Source organism: Komagataeibacter sp. NFXK3 (assembly GCF_054182245.1).
Map to the genome: position 1 here is coordinate 232562 of NZ_JAPIVJ010000004.1, position 15210 is coordinate 247771.

At 63.3% G+C, this 15210-nt stretch carries 14 protein-coding genes; 6 read left to right on the forward strand and 8 right to left on the reverse strand.

Annotation, left to right across the window (positions count from 1 at the left end; translation table 11 throughout):
* Positions 1–383 precede the first annotated feature (383 nt).
* Positions 384–1619 (forward strand): NAD(P)-binding domain-containing protein, encoded by a 1236-nt coding sequence (locus OQZ28_RS06600; RefSeq protein ID WP_458135542.1) that lies wholly within the window; start codon positions 384–386, stop codon positions 1617–1619.
* Between the two features lie 53 nt (positions 1620–1672).
* Entirely contained in the window at positions 1673–3001 is a 1329-nt protein-coding gene (locus OQZ28_RS06605; RefSeq protein WP_130731574.1) for an ATP-grasp domain-containing protein, read from the forward strand.
* A 248-nt stretch (positions 3002–3249) separates the two neighbouring features.
* Here the strand turns inward: OQZ28_RS06605 and OQZ28_RS06610 are convergent, their stop codons facing one another.
* From OQZ28_RS06610 to OQZ28_RS06625, 4 genes are all read right to left on the reverse strand, one after another.
* On the reverse strand, positions 3250–4833 hold the full coding sequence (locus tag OQZ28_RS06610) for an OprO/OprP family phosphate-selective porin (protein ID WP_458135543.1): 1584 nt from the start codon (positions 4831–4833) through the stop codon (positions 3250–3252).
* A 288-nt stretch (positions 4834–5121) separates the two neighbouring features.
* The gene (gene pstS, locus OQZ28_RS06615; RefSeq protein WP_458135544.1) at positions 5122–6132 is read right to left on the reverse strand and encodes a phosphate ABC transporter substrate-binding protein PstS; all 1011 of its coding nucleotides are present in this window, start codon (positions 6130–6132) and stop codon (positions 5122–5124) included.
* 154 nt (positions 6133–6286) lie between these two features.
* Positions 6287–7717: a mannose-1-phosphate guanylyltransferase/mannose-6-phosphate isomerase gene (locus OQZ28_RS06620; protein WP_458135545.1), complete on the reverse strand. Its 1431-nt coding sequence runs from the start codon at positions 7715–7717 to the stop codon at positions 6287–6289.
* Between the two features lie 166 nt (positions 7718–7883).
* Positions 7884–8537 (reverse strand): hypothetical protein, encoded by a 654-nt coding sequence (locus tag OQZ28_RS06625; protein ID WP_458135546.1) that lies wholly within the window; start codon positions 8535–8537, stop codon positions 7884–7886.
* A 458-nt stretch (positions 8538–8995) separates the two neighbouring features.
* On the opposite strand from OQZ28_RS06625, the gene OQZ28_RS06630 reads away from it, so the two are divergent.
* From OQZ28_RS06630 to OQZ28_RS06640, 3 genes are read left to right on the forward strand one after another with little or no spacing between them, the layout of a single operon-like run.
* On the forward strand, positions 8996–10564 hold the full coding sequence (locus tag OQZ28_RS06630) for a CgeB family protein (RefSeq protein WP_130731579.1): 1569 nt from the start codon (positions 8996–8998) through the stop codon (positions 10562–10564).
* Positions 10561–11364: a glycosyltransferase family 2 protein gene (locus tag OQZ28_RS06635; protein WP_458135547.1), complete on the forward strand. Its 804-nt coding sequence runs from the start codon at positions 10561–10563 to the stop codon at positions 11362–11364. Before OQZ28_RS06630 ends, OQZ28_RS06635 begins: the two co-directional genes overlap by 4 nt.
* A 48-nt stretch (positions 11365–11412) precedes the next feature.
* Positions 11413–12351, forward strand: coding sequence for a glycosyl transferase (locus OQZ28_RS06640; protein ID WP_458135548.1), 939 nt, complete (start codon positions 11413–11415; stop codon positions 12349–12351).
* On the opposite strand, the gene OQZ28_RS06645 is transcribed toward OQZ28_RS06640, so the two are convergent.
* From OQZ28_RS06645 to OQZ28_RS06655, 3 genes are read right to left on the reverse strand one after another with little or no spacing between them, the layout of a single operon-like run.
* Positions 12334–12600 carry a hypothetical protein gene (locus OQZ28_RS06645; protein ID WP_165399156.1) on the reverse strand — a complete coding sequence of 89 codons (267 nt, stop codon included), beginning with the start codon at positions 12598–12600 and terminating at the stop codon, positions 12334–12336. The genes OQZ28_RS06640 and OQZ28_RS06645 overlap by 18 nt on opposite strands.
* Before the next feature lie 27 nt (positions 12601–12627).
* Complete coding sequence (locus OQZ28_RS06650; RefSeq protein WP_165399157.1) at positions 12628–12780, reverse strand: hypothetical protein; 153 nt, start codon at positions 12778–12780, stop codon at positions 12628–12630.
* A 19-nt stretch (positions 12781–12799) separates the two neighbouring features.
* Positions 12800–13084 carry a hypothetical protein gene (locus OQZ28_RS06655; RefSeq protein WP_130731583.1) on the reverse strand — a complete coding sequence of 95 codons (285 nt, stop codon included), beginning with the start codon at positions 13082–13084 and terminating at the stop codon, positions 12800–12802.
* Between the two features lie 133 nt (positions 13085–13217).
* Here OQZ28_RS06655 and arfB point away from each other — a divergent pair, with 133 nt between their 5' ends.
* A complete protein-coding gene (gene arfB, locus OQZ28_RS06660; RefSeq protein ID WP_458135549.1) occupies positions 13218–13625 on the forward strand; it encodes an alternative ribosome rescue aminoacyl-tRNA hydrolase ArfB in 408 nt (135 codons plus the stop codon).
* Between the two features lie 88 nt (positions 13626–13713).
* On the opposite strand, the gene OQZ28_RS06665 is transcribed toward arfB, so the two are convergent.
* A complete protein-coding gene (locus tag OQZ28_RS06665) occupies positions 13714–15210 on the reverse strand; it encodes an efflux transporter outer membrane subunit (RefSeq protein WP_458135550.1) in 1497 nt (498 codons plus the stop codon).

Here is a 15210-nt window from a genome sequence, read left to right on the forward strand (position 1 = left end):
CATGCCTTATCCTGTGCAATACCAGAACGCGCGCACGCGAAGTATGGAAGCAGCATAAAAGTTCCCTTCATATTATTTATTTATTCACAACTATGACGTGTAAACTATAAACCGTACGGTTTACGGTTGTTAACTGTGTTATTTTTGCCAGATCACGTATCTATTACATATATTCATCTTTTTACGATTGTTGTCTTTCATGGGGTAAATGTATGGTTAACGTATGGCCAGATCATGACGCGGCCTTCGTCCTGACACGTAAACCGCTGTTTCCCGTGCAAAAGCACATCGGCATCTGTCATGAATGCCCAATACAGATTCACGTCTCCACACTTTTACTGATCACCGTTCGTACTTTGAACCTACAGGCTGGTGGATTACTGATGAATACCGATATCGCCATTATAGGGGCTGGCCCCTATGGTCTTTCCCTTGCGGCGCATCTACGCGAGAGGGGGGTGAATTTCCGTATTTTCGGGCGGCCCATGGCGTTCTGGCGCGACCATGTGCCCGCTGCCCTGCGGCTCAAGGCGGAAGGCTTCGCGCTTGATCTGTTCGACCCTGCGCGGCAGTCCACGCTGGCGCAGTTCTGCCGTGCGCGAGGCTACCCTTACGCGCCAACGGGTGTGCCCATCCCCGCTGAAGTCTTTCGGGAATATGGCGAGACGTTCCAGAAAACCCACGTGCCCCAGCTCAGGCCTTTCCTGGTCACGCAGCTTGCGCGCGCGGGCGAGGGCTTCGCGCTGCGCCTGGAAAACGGCGAGAGCGTCATGGCGCGCAACGTGGTGCTGGCGGTGGGCATCGAGCATTTCGCCTACCTGCCCCCCGTCGTGCGCGACCTGCCGCGCGAGCGGATCAGCCACACATTCGACGAGACGGAGTTCGCCCGTTTCTCGGGCAAGCGCGTGGCGGTGATCGGGGCGGGGTCATCAGCGGTGGATACGGCGTGCTTTTTGCATGATGCAGGGGCGGAGACCTTCATCTGCACCCGGCGGCCCAAGATATGGATCAACAACCCGCCACAGAAGCTCAGCCCGCTCAGGCGGCTGGTCACGCGCATCAAGAAACCCCTCTCCGGCCTTGGCACGGGCTGGCGCTCGCGCATGGCGTGTGACCTGCCCGATGTATTCCACATGCTGCCCGCGCGCCTGCGGCTGCGCATCACGCGCGGGCATCTCGGGCCCGCCGCAGGCTGGGTGACCGGGCAGGTCGTGCGCGAGAAGGTGCCGATCTGGCTCAATGTGGAACTCACCGCCGCTACCATGCACGAGGGCGCCATTCACCTGACCTTCCGCGACAAACAGACCGGCCTGACCCGCACGGCGGATGTGGACCACGTCTTTCTGGGCACCGGCGTGCAGGTTGCCGTTGACAGGCTGCCGTTTATCGATCCGGCGCTGGCGCACGCCGTACGCACGGAAGACAACATGCCCGCGCTGTCCCGCCACTTCGAATCCAGCGTGCCGGGGCTGTATTTCATCGGCCCGATGGCGGCTGGCAGCTTTGGCCCGTTGCTGCGCTTTGCGTGGGGCGCGCGCTTTACCGCCCGCAGGCTGACGGCGCGGTTCAGGCGCCAACGCGCCCTTGCTCCCATCGCGCAGCCGGCTTTCGCCCCGTAATGCTTCCCCTGCCGGTCATGGCCGCCATGACCTGAACTGGAAAGTCCCGACCCATGAAAAACGATTTTACAGTTCTGATCGTCTCCTCCGTCTGGTGGTCCGCCATTACGCGGGCGGCGGTGGAATTCATCGAAAGCGGGGTAACGGTGCATGCCATCTGCCCCCAGGGGCACTCGCTGCATTGCCTTGATGGCATCGAAAGCTTCAGCCGCTACCCCTATTTTGCCGCCCCCGCCGTTCTGGCCGAGGCCGTGGCCCGCATCAGGCCCGACCTGATCGTGCCGGCCGATGACCGGGTGGTGCTGGCCCTGCACCAGGCCTATGCCGAGGCCGACCCCGGCACCGGAGCGGGCCGCCTGTGCCGTGAAACCATCACGCGCTCGCTCGGGCAGCCTGAATTCTTCAGCTATGCCGAAACACGGCTCAAGCTGATCGATGCGCTCCGGGCCAGAGGCGTGCCCACCCCTGCCGCGGCCTCCCTCGACACGGCGCAGGACCTGCGCGCGTGGTGCGCGCAAACGCCCGGCCCGTGGGTGCTCAAGCGCGACCGGAGCTGGGGCGGATCGGGCGTGGTCATTGCCGATACCGCGCCCGAGGCCATGGCCGCCTTCCGCCGCCTGTCGCAGCCCGCGCGCATGGCCTGCGCGCTGCGCGTGCTGCTGGCCGATCGCGACATCTATTCCTTCATGGAGGCCTCGAGCCGCCGCCCCATGCCGGTCATGGCGCAGGCGCATGTCAGCGGCATGCCCGCCAATATCATGGTGGCATGCTGGCGCGGCGAGGTCGTTGCCACGCTGGGGGCGAACGTGGTGGCCTATCAGGGGCGCACGGGGGCGGCCACGGTCATTGAAATTACCGAGGCGGCGGATATGGAGCACGCCGCACGGGTGGCATGCCGCAGCCTGCAGCTTTCGGGCTTTTTCGGGCTGGATTTTGTGCGCTGCGCCAGGACAGGCACCTATCACTTCATCGAAATGAACCCGCGCCTGACCCAGATCGGCCATCTGTGCCATAATGGCACAACGCTGATCCGCAGCCTGCTGCGCCATGTGCGCGGCACGCAGGTTGCCGTGACCTCACCCGACATGCTGGACCTTGGCACGCGCGCGCGCGTGGCCCTGTTTCCGCAGATACTGCGCGCGGAAGCCGATAGCGTGCGCAACGCCTCCGCGTGGATCGACATTCCGTGGCGGCACCCGGCTTTGGTGGAAGAACTGCTGCGCCGCCCCTGGCCGCGCCGTGGCTCGGTGGCCCGGCTGGAGGAGCGCCTGCGGCCCAACATGCCCTACGGCAAATCGGTGGACCGCAGCGAGGCCATGGGCAAGCTCTCCACCCTGTTGCAGGGGGGCATGATAACCGACATGCCTCTCGCACTCCCGTAAGCCCCTGCCCCGTTAATATTTGAACGCAGACCACATGAATGCAAACGGGCCGCATGGCATCACCATGCGGCCCGTTGCGTAACCATGAGGGCGCAATGCCCCCTTCAATGCGGCTTGCCGTGGTCACCTGAAGGCGGCGTAAAACACCCACGGCACAGTCTGAAATTCACGAACACGTCTGTGTATGGCTGTTTTCAAAACTTCAGGAAACACCGCCCGCATGAAGCATGGCGGCACCCCGAAGGCTGTTAGAAAGCAGCCTGGATACGACCGGCGACGGAATTGCCATCACGGCCATACAGGTCATACAGCGCGCTGTTGCGGCTGACGATGATGTGGTTGAAGTCAAGCATGAAGCGGAAATGCCGGTTGGGATACCAGTTCACGCCTGCCGACCAGACCGTCTGCTGCCCGCCACGGATACCACCGGGGGTGCCCAGTGCGCTGTCCAGATCCGCTACGCTGTAACGGGCGGACAGTTCCAGCGCGCCCCAGTAACCGTGGGCGGGGTCAAAGGCATGGTCAACACCCGGAGCGGCGAAGGCACCTTCCTTGATGTTGTAGCTACGGGCCTTGCCAAACAGGGTGTAGTTGGCCGCGCCATAGTAACCCTGGAAATTGACGGAGCCACGGTTGGCGGCACTTGCACCGTAGTTATCACCACGGGTCACGCCGATGTGGTAGTATTCACCCTTCAGCACCAGGCGCTTCCAGCGGAAGCCGAGTTCGGGACCAGCCGACCAGATGCTGCCCACGTTGCCCACCGTCGTGCTGAGGAATTTGGTGGTGGTCAGGTTGACTTCAGGCCCTTCGGAGAAGGTGTAGCTGCGCGAACCGCCATTCTCCGCAACCTTGAATGCGGTAATGCCAGACAGGCCAACATGCACGTCGATATCCTTCGACATGTAGGGACGGCCCGCCACGCGGAAGGTGGCACCGCTCTGGCTGTCGGCAATGCCGGTGTAGCTGTTGACACCGGTTACCTTTTCAGGCGAGCCGCCACGGCTGCCATAGCTCTGGCCGGTCACATAACCCGCAATCCACCAGCGCTTGGCATAATGCAGCGCACCGAAGCTCATGCGCGCGTCACCTGCGGCGATGTTACGCACGATATCGGTAATGGCGGGGCGTTCCATCATCTCGAATTCGTTCGAGCTTTCGGAGTCTTCTTCCGTCACGCGCGGCTGGAAGTAACCGGCGGTGATGACCGTGTTATGGAAGCCGGCATAGTTCAGGTTGGCTTCATACAGCGTTGTCGAACCATCGCCCGTGCCATTACCGAAATCAGGCGTAATGTTCGCGATCCAATTTTTGTAACGGAACGAGATGGGAATACGCAGGCGGCGGGCGTTTTCGGCCAGGCTGGAGAAATCGCCACGCGCCTCGCCCCGGCGCGGGGACATGCCCATGAAGCCACCGATATCTTCATGGAAAGCAAGGCCGATGGACATGGCATACATGCCATCATCAGATGAAATGGTCGGACGCCCACCGGGGAAGCCCACCATCATGCCACCAAGGTGCAGCGCCTCTTCCTTTTCCGTCGCGGCACGGAAGGAAGACCAGGAGGAAGACACGCCACGGTCGGACGGCGGCGTGCCGAGATCGGCCTTCTGCATCGCGCTGCCAAAATTGCTGCCCGTGCCGGTGTCACCACCGATATGGATGTCACGCGCGTAGCTTTCGGGCAGGGGCTGGCCATTGGCGGCGGCAACCCGGCGGGCCTGCGCCGCATTGGCGGCGGCGGTGTTGGGGGCGTGCACTTCAGCACGGGCAAGGCGCTGGCGCAGGACGCTGATCTGGCCTGACATTTCACGCCGCATTTCCTGCATCTCGCGCTGCAGGGCCTGAATCTGGGCAGCATCGGACGCCGATGCCGCATGAGCTGACTGAAGGGAGCACGCCCCCACAGGGCGGAGGAACCAAGCAACAGTGAAGCAGCTGAGCGGCGAATCATATTAACCATTCCGTAATGAAGAATGGGTTCATTTAAGGGCGTGACACAGTTTTGTGTGTTATGTTTCCAATACAGTTTCATGAAGGTTTTATGACAATTGACCATACAGAAAAACCGCCCGGAAACCGGGCGGTTCTGTTATGTCGTTACTATATCGGGAGTGTTATTTAGCGCTGTCCCACTGGCGCAGGATCTCGGTCCTGACCGTGGCGGGAACCGTTACGTAGTCGAGCTTGTAGGCCGCAGCATCGCCGCTCTTGAGGGCGTAGCCAAAGAACTTGCGCACGGCGGCACCATGCTCGGCCTTGGCGGTGGGCACCGGCACGAGCACATAGGTGGGCGAGACGATCGGCCATGCACCCGCACCCGCCGTGTCGAGCAGGTCAACGGCGAAGTGGGAGGCGTCCTTCCAGTCCGCGGCCTCGGCAGCGCTCTTGAAGCTGTCCATATCAGGGGCGACATAGGCGCCGCTGTGGTTCTTCAGCTTGACGGTGACCATGTGCGCGTTGGCGGCGAAGGCATATTCGACATAGCCGATCGCGCCCTCGGTATTGCGCACGGAGGCGGCCACCCCATCATTGCCACGCGCGCCAATGCCGCCGGGCCAGGCGATGGAAGCGCCACTACCCTGCCCTTCGCGCCACTCGGGCGAGACACGGGCCAGATAGCCGGTAAACACCGCCGTCGTGCCCGAGCCATCGGCACGGTGCACGGTGGCCACTGCCGTATCAGGCAGTTTCAAGCCGGGGTTGAGGGCGGCGATGCGCTTGTCGTTCCACTGCTCGATCTCGCCGCGATAGATGGCGGCAAGCGTGGGGCCATCAAGCTGGATCTGGTTGGCGGCAATGCCGGGCAGGTTGATGACCGGCACGATGCCGCCCATGACCGTGGGGAACTGGAACAGGTGGGCGTTTTCCAGCTTCTGCGCATCCATCGGCACGTCGGAGGCGCCAAAATCAACCGTGCCCGCCAGGATCTGGTTCTGCCCGGCGGAGGAACCAACGGTCTGGTAATTCAGGTTGACGCCCGCAGCACTCCGCGCATCCGCCCCCCAGGCGCCATAGATGGGCGCGGCGAAGCTGGAACCGGCCCCTGTAATGTCAGCAGCATGGGCCATGACGGGCAGGGCGCTTGCCAGCAGGGCACAGGTAAGCATTCGAGCAGGAAAGGACATAATACTCATGTTCTCCGACATGAAGAATACAGACGCGTCTGGCCTTGCAGCCGACAGGCCGGAGAATAAAAAATTAACATCCGTAATGAAAATGATATGTCCATGACAGTTTTATGAAGGAAATATGAACCCCTAATACCTGCCATGGCACCCGTCAGGCGCGGCTGTACACATCCTCGAGCCGCACGATATCATCCTCGCCCAGATACGGGCCGGACTGGACCTCGATCAGCGTGAGCGGAATGCGGCCGGGGTTTTTCAGCCGGTGCGTGGCACCCAGCGGCAGGTAGACGCTCTCGTTCTCGCGCACCAGGATCTCCTCCTCATTGCGCGTAACCAGCGCCGTGCCTTCCACCACCACCCAGTGCTCGGCGCGGTGATAATGTTTCTGCAACGACAGCATCTGCCCAGGCTCCACCACGATCCGCTTGACCTGGAAGCGGGTGCCCATGATCAGCGTTTCATAAAAGCCCCAGGGGCGGTAGCGGCGGCGATGGGCGGTGGCCTCGGGGCGGTTGGCCTTTTTGAGCCGGGCCACGATGGTTTTCACATCCTGCGCATGCTGGCGGTGGGTGACCAGCACCGCATCCTCATTGACCACCACAAGCAGGTCTTCCACCCCGCTCACCGCGGTCAGCACGCCATCGGTGCGCACGTAGCTGTTGGTGGTGTTATTGAGCACCACGTCGCCACTGACCACGTTACCCGCGTCATCCTGCGGGCCGAGTTCCCACAGCGCATCCCAGCTGCCCACGTCCGACCAGCCGAAATCACCGGGGATGACGGTCATGAGGTCGGTGCGCTCGGCCACGGCGTAATCGATCGAGATGTCGGGCGAGGCCGCGAAGGCGGTGGGGTCCAGCCGCTCAAAATCGATGTCGGAGCGCCGCTCGCGCACGGCGGCGAGAACGGCAGGCTCGAATTTTTCCATCTCCTGCAACAGCGTCCGGGCGGTGAACACGAACATGCCCGAATTCCACAAAAAGCGCCCCGAGCCGAACATGCGCTCCGCATTGGCCGCATCGGGCTTTTCAACAAACCGCTCGACCGCGAAGGCGCCGTCATACCCCGCGAGCGGTGCCCCCTTTTCAATATAGCCATAGCCGGTCTCGGCGCGCGTGGGGGTCATGCCGAAGGTCACGATCCGCCCGGCGCGCGCCACCTGTGCCGCCAGCGCTAGTGCCGGGGCCACGTTCTGCGGCTTCTGCATCGCGGCATCGGCGGCCATGATCCACAGCACCGCATCGGGGTCGGTCTCGGCCGCGAGCACGGCGGCGGCGGCAATGGCGGGGGCAGAATTGCGCCCGACCGGCTCAAGCAGGATGCGCGGCGCGGTTATGCCCACCTCGCGCAACTGTTCGGCCATGATGAAGCGGTGCTCGTTGTTGCACACCACGATGGGCGCGCTGAAACCCGGCCCATGGCTGCGCAGCGCGGTCTCCTGCACCATGGTGCGCTGCGAGACCAGCGGCCAGAACTGCTTGGGGTAGGCACTGCGCGAGACAGGCCACAACCGGCTGCCACTCCCGCCTGACAGGATAACCGGAACCACGGATGGGGCAGGATGCGGGAGGGTAGCGGTCATGGAAACTCCTGAAGGGAAACGGGACGCAGGATATTTACAAAGCGTTTAAAAATGAAGGAAGTTCTGGGGCGCGCCTTTTTTGGGGAAGCGTGGATGAAGTGCTGCCTTTCCGCACGGGGCCGGCCGCCGGAAATTGTGATCAGCGCCCTGTTTTTAAAACGCACGCTCAATGAATTTTCTGGGCATCGGCGCGCAGCACGTCAAGCGAGGCGCGCAGCTGCATCGCCTTCTCGAAAGCATTCATCTGCTCGCGCTGATCGGCAAACAGGATGGCGTCTATGCGCAGGACCAGCTTGCGCAGCCGCCAGAACTGCTCGGCATCGACAATCAGCGTATGGGACATGTCCTCGAGCGCGCCAACCTGGATGTATTTGCTGTTGTGGAGGGGATCATCATGCAGTTCCTCCACAAAAATGGGCACGAAGCACAGCGCGACCGAACAGGGCGTGGGCGTGAAGGGGCGGGTCTCATGGCCATCATAGACCTTGACGCGGCTGATATCGAACTTGGCGTATTCCTTCAGCAGCCACGTCATCTGGGCGGGGGGGGCGATGCGGGCAAAGTCCGCGCGGGTAAAGTCAAGGAAGACCTTGCGGTCCCTGATGATGGTCTGGTCATCGATGGCAAGCTGCTGGGCGAAGGCCGCCTCCTCCTGCGAATGCTTGATCAGGATGTTGTGCTGGGCAAAATCCGTCTCGCTGCGCGCGCTCCAGTGCAGGTAGAGCGCGAATACCGTTCCCAGGCACAGCAGCACCGGCACGCTCATGCAGGCCCACCAGTGCCGCCGCGCAAAGGCCCGCAGGCCCTTATCTTCATCCATCTGGGCCGGATACATGCACCCGATCTCCCTGTCTGTGCCCCTACCGGGCCCGAAAGCCCCATGCGCCGGGCCCTGATGGCCCGCCACACCGGGTGGCACCGCTTTTTCCAGCCGCCATGATAACAGAAGGGCGGCAAAGCTGTCATGCCACGGGCATGCACAGGACTGCCCCCTGCCCTCCGCCCCTGCGCCATGCCGTGGCCCTTCTGGCTGCGCCCGATACCATATCCATCATGATTGATAATAACGGATACATGCAGCCCGATCCCGATGCCGGGCCATGGCAGGCGGGCCCGCATAACCGGGCTTTTATGACTGCACGGTACAGGATACGGCCCGCAACCCGCGCTCCGGCGCCAAAAACCGCGCCTGCAATAATCAATTCTTAAGGGATGTGCCCTAGCAGGAGGGATGTGCACCAGCACACCCCATGATGCCCCCAGCCAAGGTAAGAGCCATTGTCCGCGGACCTGCTCCTGACACTGACGCCCACGGAACAACAGGACCTCCAGCAGATCAGGGAGTCCGGCCAGTTCGACGCCGCCTTCTATCTCGCCACCTATACCGATGTGGCCGGATCGGAACTCGATCCCCTGCTGCACTACGTCAAATACGGCTACCGTGAAGGGCGGCAGCCCAACCGCAACTTCCGGCCCGATGCCTACCTGATCCAGCACCCCGATGCGGGGGCGCGCAACCGCAACCCCTTCCTCCACTTCCTGCACACGCATGCGGGCTGCCATGTGGCCCACCAGGGTCTGCTCACGCGCTTCCACCTCGAGGACCTGAGCATCGGCGTGCGCACGCTGGAGCAACTGCCGTTTTTCGAACCCGGCGCCTATCATGACAGCAACCGCGACCTCGACCGCGACATGACGGACATGGCCGAGCACGCCCTGCTGTATGGCGTGCCCGAAGGGCGGCGCATCTTCAGCCCGCTGCGTGTATCGGAAACGCTGGGCGCGCTATGCGCGGCAAAGGGGCTGGATGATGCGGACTACCTCGCCCCCGGCGGCCCGGTGCCCGAAAGCATCGGCGTCTATTACAATTCAGCCGGGAATGTCTTCATCCACGAAATCGCGGCCGACCTGCATCGCAGCCTGAGCGACGGCGGGCTGGACTGCCGCCTGCTTGATGAGACCGCCAGCATCGATGACCGGCCCGCGCTGTGCATTTTCGTCGCCCCGCATGAGTTCTTCCATCTCGGGCGCGGGCGGGACTGGGCCACGGGCGCCATCATCCGTGATGCCATCATGTTCAATACCGAACAGCCCCAGACCCTGTGGTTCGAGCGCGGCCTGCCCTTCATGCTCATGGCGGCGGGCGTGATCGATATCTGCCACCAGATGGCCGAGAGCTTCCGGCAGGCCGGGCTGCCCGCCATCCATTTCACCCCCACGATCGGCGCCACGCGGGATTATCTGGAAAAAGACGACATGCAGCACCCCATGGTGCGCATCCTGCCGCCTGCGTGCCGCAAGCGCCCCGACCCGGCCACGCCTTTTGCGGAGCGTGGGCTGGATATCAGCTTTTTTGGCGGCCTTTCGGCCCACCGCGAGAAGTTCTTTGCCCGCAATGCCGGTTTTTTCGCGCAGTACCGCACCTATTTCTACTACCGCAAGTTCACGACACCCATCGATACCAGCCCGCGAGACAGGCCGCTCTCGCGCCTGGCCTCCCATGTGGCGGGGCATTCACGCATCGCGCTGAACATCCACCGCGATGATTACGGTTTTTTTGAATGGCACCGCATCGTCAAGGGCGCCATGGCCAATGGGGCGGTAGTGGTGTCCGAGCCGTGCCTGCCGCATCCGGTGTTCCGGGCGGGCGAGCATTTCCTTGAGGAAACGGGCCGCCATATCCCCAACCTTGTCGAATGGCTCACCCGCACGCCGGAAGGGCAGGCAAAGGCCGAGGCCATCCGCCAGAGCGCCCTGGAACTGATCGGCACGCCATCGGGCAACCGGGCATGCTGCACGCGCATCCGCGACTTTATCGCCCATGTATGGAGCACACCGGAAGAATGAGCATCGCTGCCCCCTGGATGGCGACCGAACAGGACGCCTTCACCTTCAGGCACCGCCGCAGGAAGCCTGCCGACCTGGTCAGCCTGTGCGTGACCAACTTCAATTATGGCCGCTACATCATCGAAGCGCTTGACTCGCTTGCCGCCCAGACCCACCCGGCCCTTGAGCTGGTGGTGGTGGATGACTGCTCGGGCCAGGATGATTCGGTCGCGCTGATCACCGCGTGGATGGAGGAAAACCACGCGCGTTTCTGGCGCTGCACCCTGGTCGTGCATACGCGCAACCTTGGCCCGTCAGCCGCGCGCAACACCGCGTTCCGCCATGCGGCGGGGGCGTTCGTGTTTGTCATGGATGCGGATAACATGATCTATCCCCGCGCCATTGCCCGCCTGCACGCGGCGGCGGTGGATGGCGGGTTTGACGCCACGTACTGCCAGCTTGAATATTTTGGCAAGGAACAGCGCATCGGCTCGGCCGATATATGGGACCCCGCCCAGATCGTGCGTGAAAACTACGTGGACGTGATGGCCCTGCTGCGTCGCGAGGCGTGGGTGGCGGTGGATGGCTACAGCCATATTGACGAAGGCTGGGAAGACTACGATTTCTGGCTGAAATTCATCGACCACGACTTCCAGGCCGCCTACGTGCCCGAGATCCTGTGCCGCTACCGCGTGCACGGCAATTCACGCACCACCAACGAGGCATGGGTGGCGCATGAAAGCCTGCGCGCCATCATGGCGTTTCGCCACCCTGCGCTGAGCGCGCGTTACCGCCAGCCGCCTGCCGGTACCAGAACCTGAAAAAAGCCCTGTATTTCCGCCCACACCGTCCTGTGCTTATATGCGGCCATGACGCCGCCTGCCCGCCCCGAGACACCTGCTGTCCGCCGCATTATCGTAACCGGGTGCGACCACGCCTATTTTGAACTGGTGGCCGAACTCATCGCCTCCATCCGCGACCATACCGACACGGCCATCGCCGTGATCGACTGCGGCATGACGGCAGGGCAGCGCACGGTGTTGCAGGCGCAGGGCGTGCGGCGGCTGGCACCCCATATTCCCGATTACGCGCCCCGCCGGGCACTGGCCAGCCGGCCGAACCTTGCCATCAACATCAGCAAGCTGTGGCTTGACCAGATGCTGCCCGATTTTGACCTGATCCTGTGGCTCGATGCCGATACATGGGTGCAGGACGGGCAGGCGCTGGAACGGATGTTTGCCGCGGCACAGGGCCAGAGCCTTGCCATCGTGCCTGAAATTGGCGCCAAGCTGGCCAACCTGCTGGGCGTGCGCTGGATCTGCCCCGGCTGGATGCAGATCCGCTCGTTCCTGTATAAAAACGCCACCCGCGCCCGGCTGCCATTTGCCATCCGCAAGCGCATCGGGGCCAAGCCGCTGCTCAATGCGGGCGTATTCTGCCTGCACCGCCAAGCGCCCATCTGGCCGGTGCTGCGCCAGTGGCAGGCGCGGATCCTGCCCCGGCGGCACATGGCCTTCACACAGGACCAGCTCTGCATTGCGCTGGCCGTATATATCGATGGCCTGCCCGTAACCTTTCTCGATAACAGCCACAACTATATCGGCCCCTGGCTGCTTGATGAGGCCACGGGCACGCTGGCCAACCTGTTCTTTCCGCATGCGCCGGTGGGCATCGTGCACATGGCCTCGCAAAAGGCCATGCGCAGCGGGCTGGAGAACACCCTCACCATCCCGACCGTGCAGGGCGGGCAGGCTGCGGTCAACCTGCGCTATGGCGGCATGCGGGCGCTGTCAGGTCGCGGGGGTTGAGGCACTGTCCTGCTTTTGCGCGCGGGCGGCCTGACAGCGCTCGGCGGCCTTGCGCAACTGCCCGGCAAGGTTGAGGGCAAGTTCAGGCGGCAGCACGGTCACCACGCGCCTGTCACCCTTGGGCATGTGCTCGGGTGCGGTGGCCATGAACAGGTCCATCACCACGATGGAATCCTGCACGGCCTCCGCCCCGCAGCTTACGGTGGGGTAGACCACGGCCCGGCCTGCGGCGTCGCGTTCCTCTTTCATGGCGGGTTCTCCCTCGGGCGGGCGCATTCAGCGCGTGGTGGGGCGTGACGCATCACGCCGCAGTTGCAGGTTCAGGTCCTGTATGGTCTTGCGGGCCTGTGCGAGTTCTTCACGCAGGCGGGCGAGTTCCGCCTTCAGCGCCACGATTTCTGCCCGCAGGGCGGGAGGATGATCGGCCATGTAACACCTTCCTTGCAAATCAGGTTTTTGGGGTGGTCGATGCGAAGCGGGCACGCACCTGCTCGAACAGGGCGCGCGCGGCCATGTCCTTCGTATCGGTATGTTCGATGTGATGGCGCATGCGGGCGGCGATTTCATCACCATGCAGCACCTTCGCCTCGACAAGCATCTGCATGAGGTCCATGACAACGATCTGCTGGGCCGCGATCATCTTGACCACGGGCATGACCTTGGCCTGCGCCGCATCGCCCGCCGCCTGGGCCAGCGCCTTGCGCAACTGGTCCGTTTCAGCCTGATCGTTCATGATTATGCTTCTCCGCTCTTGTCATCACGTGGCGGGCATGGTGATAGCAAACAGCCCGTGCAGCAATGCCGCCCACGCAGGGCGGCCCATAGGCGGATGCCGCATCTGCCCCCCTTCAGGACCGTAAACCGCCATGCCGCCCCCCACCATCCCCGATGATGAATTACATGTGACCTACATCCTGGCCTCGGGGCCGGGCGGGCAGAACGTGAATAAGGTGGCAACGGCGGCGCAGTTGCGTTTCGATGCGCGCAATTCTCCCTCGCTGTCCGCCCGCATCAAGAGCAGGCTGGTGGCGGTTGCGGGCAGCCGCATGACGGCGGATGGCGTGATCGTGCTGACCGCGCGGCGCTTTCGCAGCCAGATCCGCAACCGTGAGGATGCGGTGGCCCGCCTGCATGAAATGATTGCCGAGGCCAGCCACGTGCAGGCCTACCGCGTGCCCACCCGCCCCTCGCGCACGCAGCGCCGCAAGCGGGTGGATAACAAGAAACACCGCAGCCGCATCAAGCAGGGCCGCAGCGGCAACCATCTGGACTAAGGACAAAAGTTTCTGATGAAGCCTTTTTCAAAAAGCTTTGAAAGAACACTGCCTTTTTCAAAAAAGGCGGCACCCGGAAACTTCCCCCTTACCCCTTCCCGGTCACCTTCTGCCCTTTGGGTGGCGCCGGCACGGGCGTATGTTCCGTCCAGCCGCCGCCAAGGGCGCGGTAGAGGGTGATGAGGTTCTGGTAGCGCGATACCGCAATCGAGATCTGCCACTGCTGCGCCTGCAACAGCGTGCGCTGCGACACCAGCGAGGTGAGGTAGGAATCCGTCCCCGCCCTGTAGCGCATCATGGCCAGGCTGTACGCATCGGCCGAGGTCGAGACATACCGGTCCATCTGCCCCGTCTCATCGCGATAGGTGTCACGCGCGGCCAGCGCATCCGCCACTTCACGGAAGGCGGACTGGACCGCCTTTTCATACGCTGCCGCCTTGACGGCGCGCATGGCGCGCGAGGCCTTCAGGTTGCCGCTGTTCTGCCCCCAGTTGAGCAGGGGCACCTGCAGCTGCGGCGACACGCCCCATGTTGTCGCAGCCGAGGTAAACAGCTTGTGCGGCTGCAGGCTGCTGATGCCATCGGATGCGGTGAGCGTGATGCGCGGGTAGAACGCCGCCTTGGCCGCGCCAATATCGGCATTGGCGGCCAGCAGATCATGCTCGGCGGCCATGATGTCGGGGCGATGCTCGAGCACCTCGGCGGGCAGGCCCGGCGGCAGGTCCTGCATGATGGTCTGCTGCCCCAGCGGGCTGGCAGGCGGCAGGTTGTCAGGAATAGGCTGGCCGATGAGCATGGTCAGCAGGTTTTCATCCTGCCGCACATGCCTGCGCGATTCATCACGGAAGGCCCCGCTCTGCGCCACCTGTGTTTCCGTCTGGCGCAGGGTCATCTGGTCGGTCTCGCCATGGGCGAAACGGGCCTTGACCATCTCCAGCGTGGCTTCCTGCGAGGCCATCGTCTCATCGGACAGGCGCAGCGAGGCCTGGTCGCCCAGCCATGAAACATAGGCCGTGGCCACCTGCGAAATGATGCTGATCAGCATGGCGCGCGCATTCTCGCGCTGCATCAGCGCATGTTCCGCCGCCTCGCGCGACATGCTGCGGATGCGCCCGAACAGGTCGATCTCATACGACGAGACGCCAATGCCCATCTGGTAATACTTGAACATGGGCGGGTTGCCGGTATCGAGGCCAGGCGCAAAGCTCAGGCCGGCTGCATCCGATGGCCCCTGGAACATCGCCTCGCCACCACCGCTGATGGCGGGGAACAGGCTGGCGTGCTGGATGTCGAACTGGCCCTGCGCGCGGCGGATGTCGGCTGCCGCCTCCCGCAGGTCGCGGTTTTGCCGGATGGCGATGGCAATCAGCGCCCTGAGCCGGGGGTCGGTAAAGAATTCCGCCCAGCCCAGATTGGCCGCGAGCGGGTTCTCGGCCACCGCATCGCCCGTGGTGGCGTAAGCGGGCCATGCCTTGGCCAGCGGCGGGGTGGGCCGCTTGTAATGCGGGATCATGGTGCAGCCCGCCAGCAGCATGGCCGCCAGCGTTGCGGCACCCGCCCGCCTGAGTGTGGGGAGAACGGTCAT

What these genes read in the sequence shown, in the direction of transcription:
- OQZ28_RS06600 (WP_458135542.1), top strand. Translation starts at nt 384, where the DNA reads ATGAATACCGATATCGCCATTATAGGGGCTGGCCCCTATGGTCTTTCC.
- OQZ28_RS06605 (WP_130731574.1), top strand. Translation starts at nt 1,673, where the DNA reads ATGAAAAACGATTTTACAGTTCTGATCGTCTCCTCCGTCTGGTGGTCC.
- OQZ28_RS06610 (WP_458135543.1), bottom strand. Translation starts at nt 4,833, where the DNA reads ATGCAGGAAATGCGGCGTGAAATGTCAGGCCAGATCAGCGTCCTGCGC.
- pstS (WP_458135544.1), bottom strand. Translation starts at nt 6,132, where the DNA reads ATGTCCTTTCCTGCTCGAATGCTTACCTGTGCCCTGCTGGCAAGCGCC.
- OQZ28_RS06620 (WP_458135545.1), bottom strand. Translation starts at nt 7,717, where the DNA reads ATGACCGCTACCCTCCCGCATCCTGCCCCATCCGTGGTTCCGGTTATC.
- OQZ28_RS06625 (WP_458135546.1), bottom strand. Translation starts at nt 8,537, where the DNA reads ATGGATGAAGATAAGGGCCTGCGGGCCTTTGCGCGGCGGCACTGGTGG.
- OQZ28_RS06635 (WP_458135547.1), top strand. Translation starts at nt 10,561, where the DNA reads ATGAGCATCGCTGCCCCCTGGATGGCGACCGAACAGGACGCCTTCACC.
- OQZ28_RS06640 (WP_458135548.1), top strand. Translation starts at nt 11,413, where the DNA reads ATGACGCCGCCTGCCCGCCCCGAGACACCTGCTGTCCGCCGCATTATC.
- OQZ28_RS06645 (WP_165399156.1), bottom strand. Translation starts at nt 12,600, where the DNA reads ATGAAAGAGGAACGCGACGCCGCAGGCCGGGCCGTGGTCTACCCCACC.
- OQZ28_RS06650 (WP_165399157.1), bottom strand. Translation starts at nt 12,780, where the DNA reads ATGGCCGATCATCCTCCCGCCCTGCGGGCAGAAATCGTGGCGCTGAAG.
- OQZ28_RS06655 (WP_130731583.1), bottom strand. Translation starts at nt 13,084, where the DNA reads ATGAACGATCAGGCTGAAACGGACCAGTTGCGCAAGGCGCTGGCCCAG.
- arfB (WP_458135549.1), top strand. Translation starts at nt 13,218, where the DNA reads ATGCCGCCCCCCACCATCCCCGATGATGAATTACATGTGACCTACATC.
- OQZ28_RS06665 (WP_458135550.1), bottom strand. Translation starts at nt 15,210, where the DNA reads ATGACCGTTCTCCCCACACTCAGGCGGGCGGGTGCCGCAACGCTGGCG.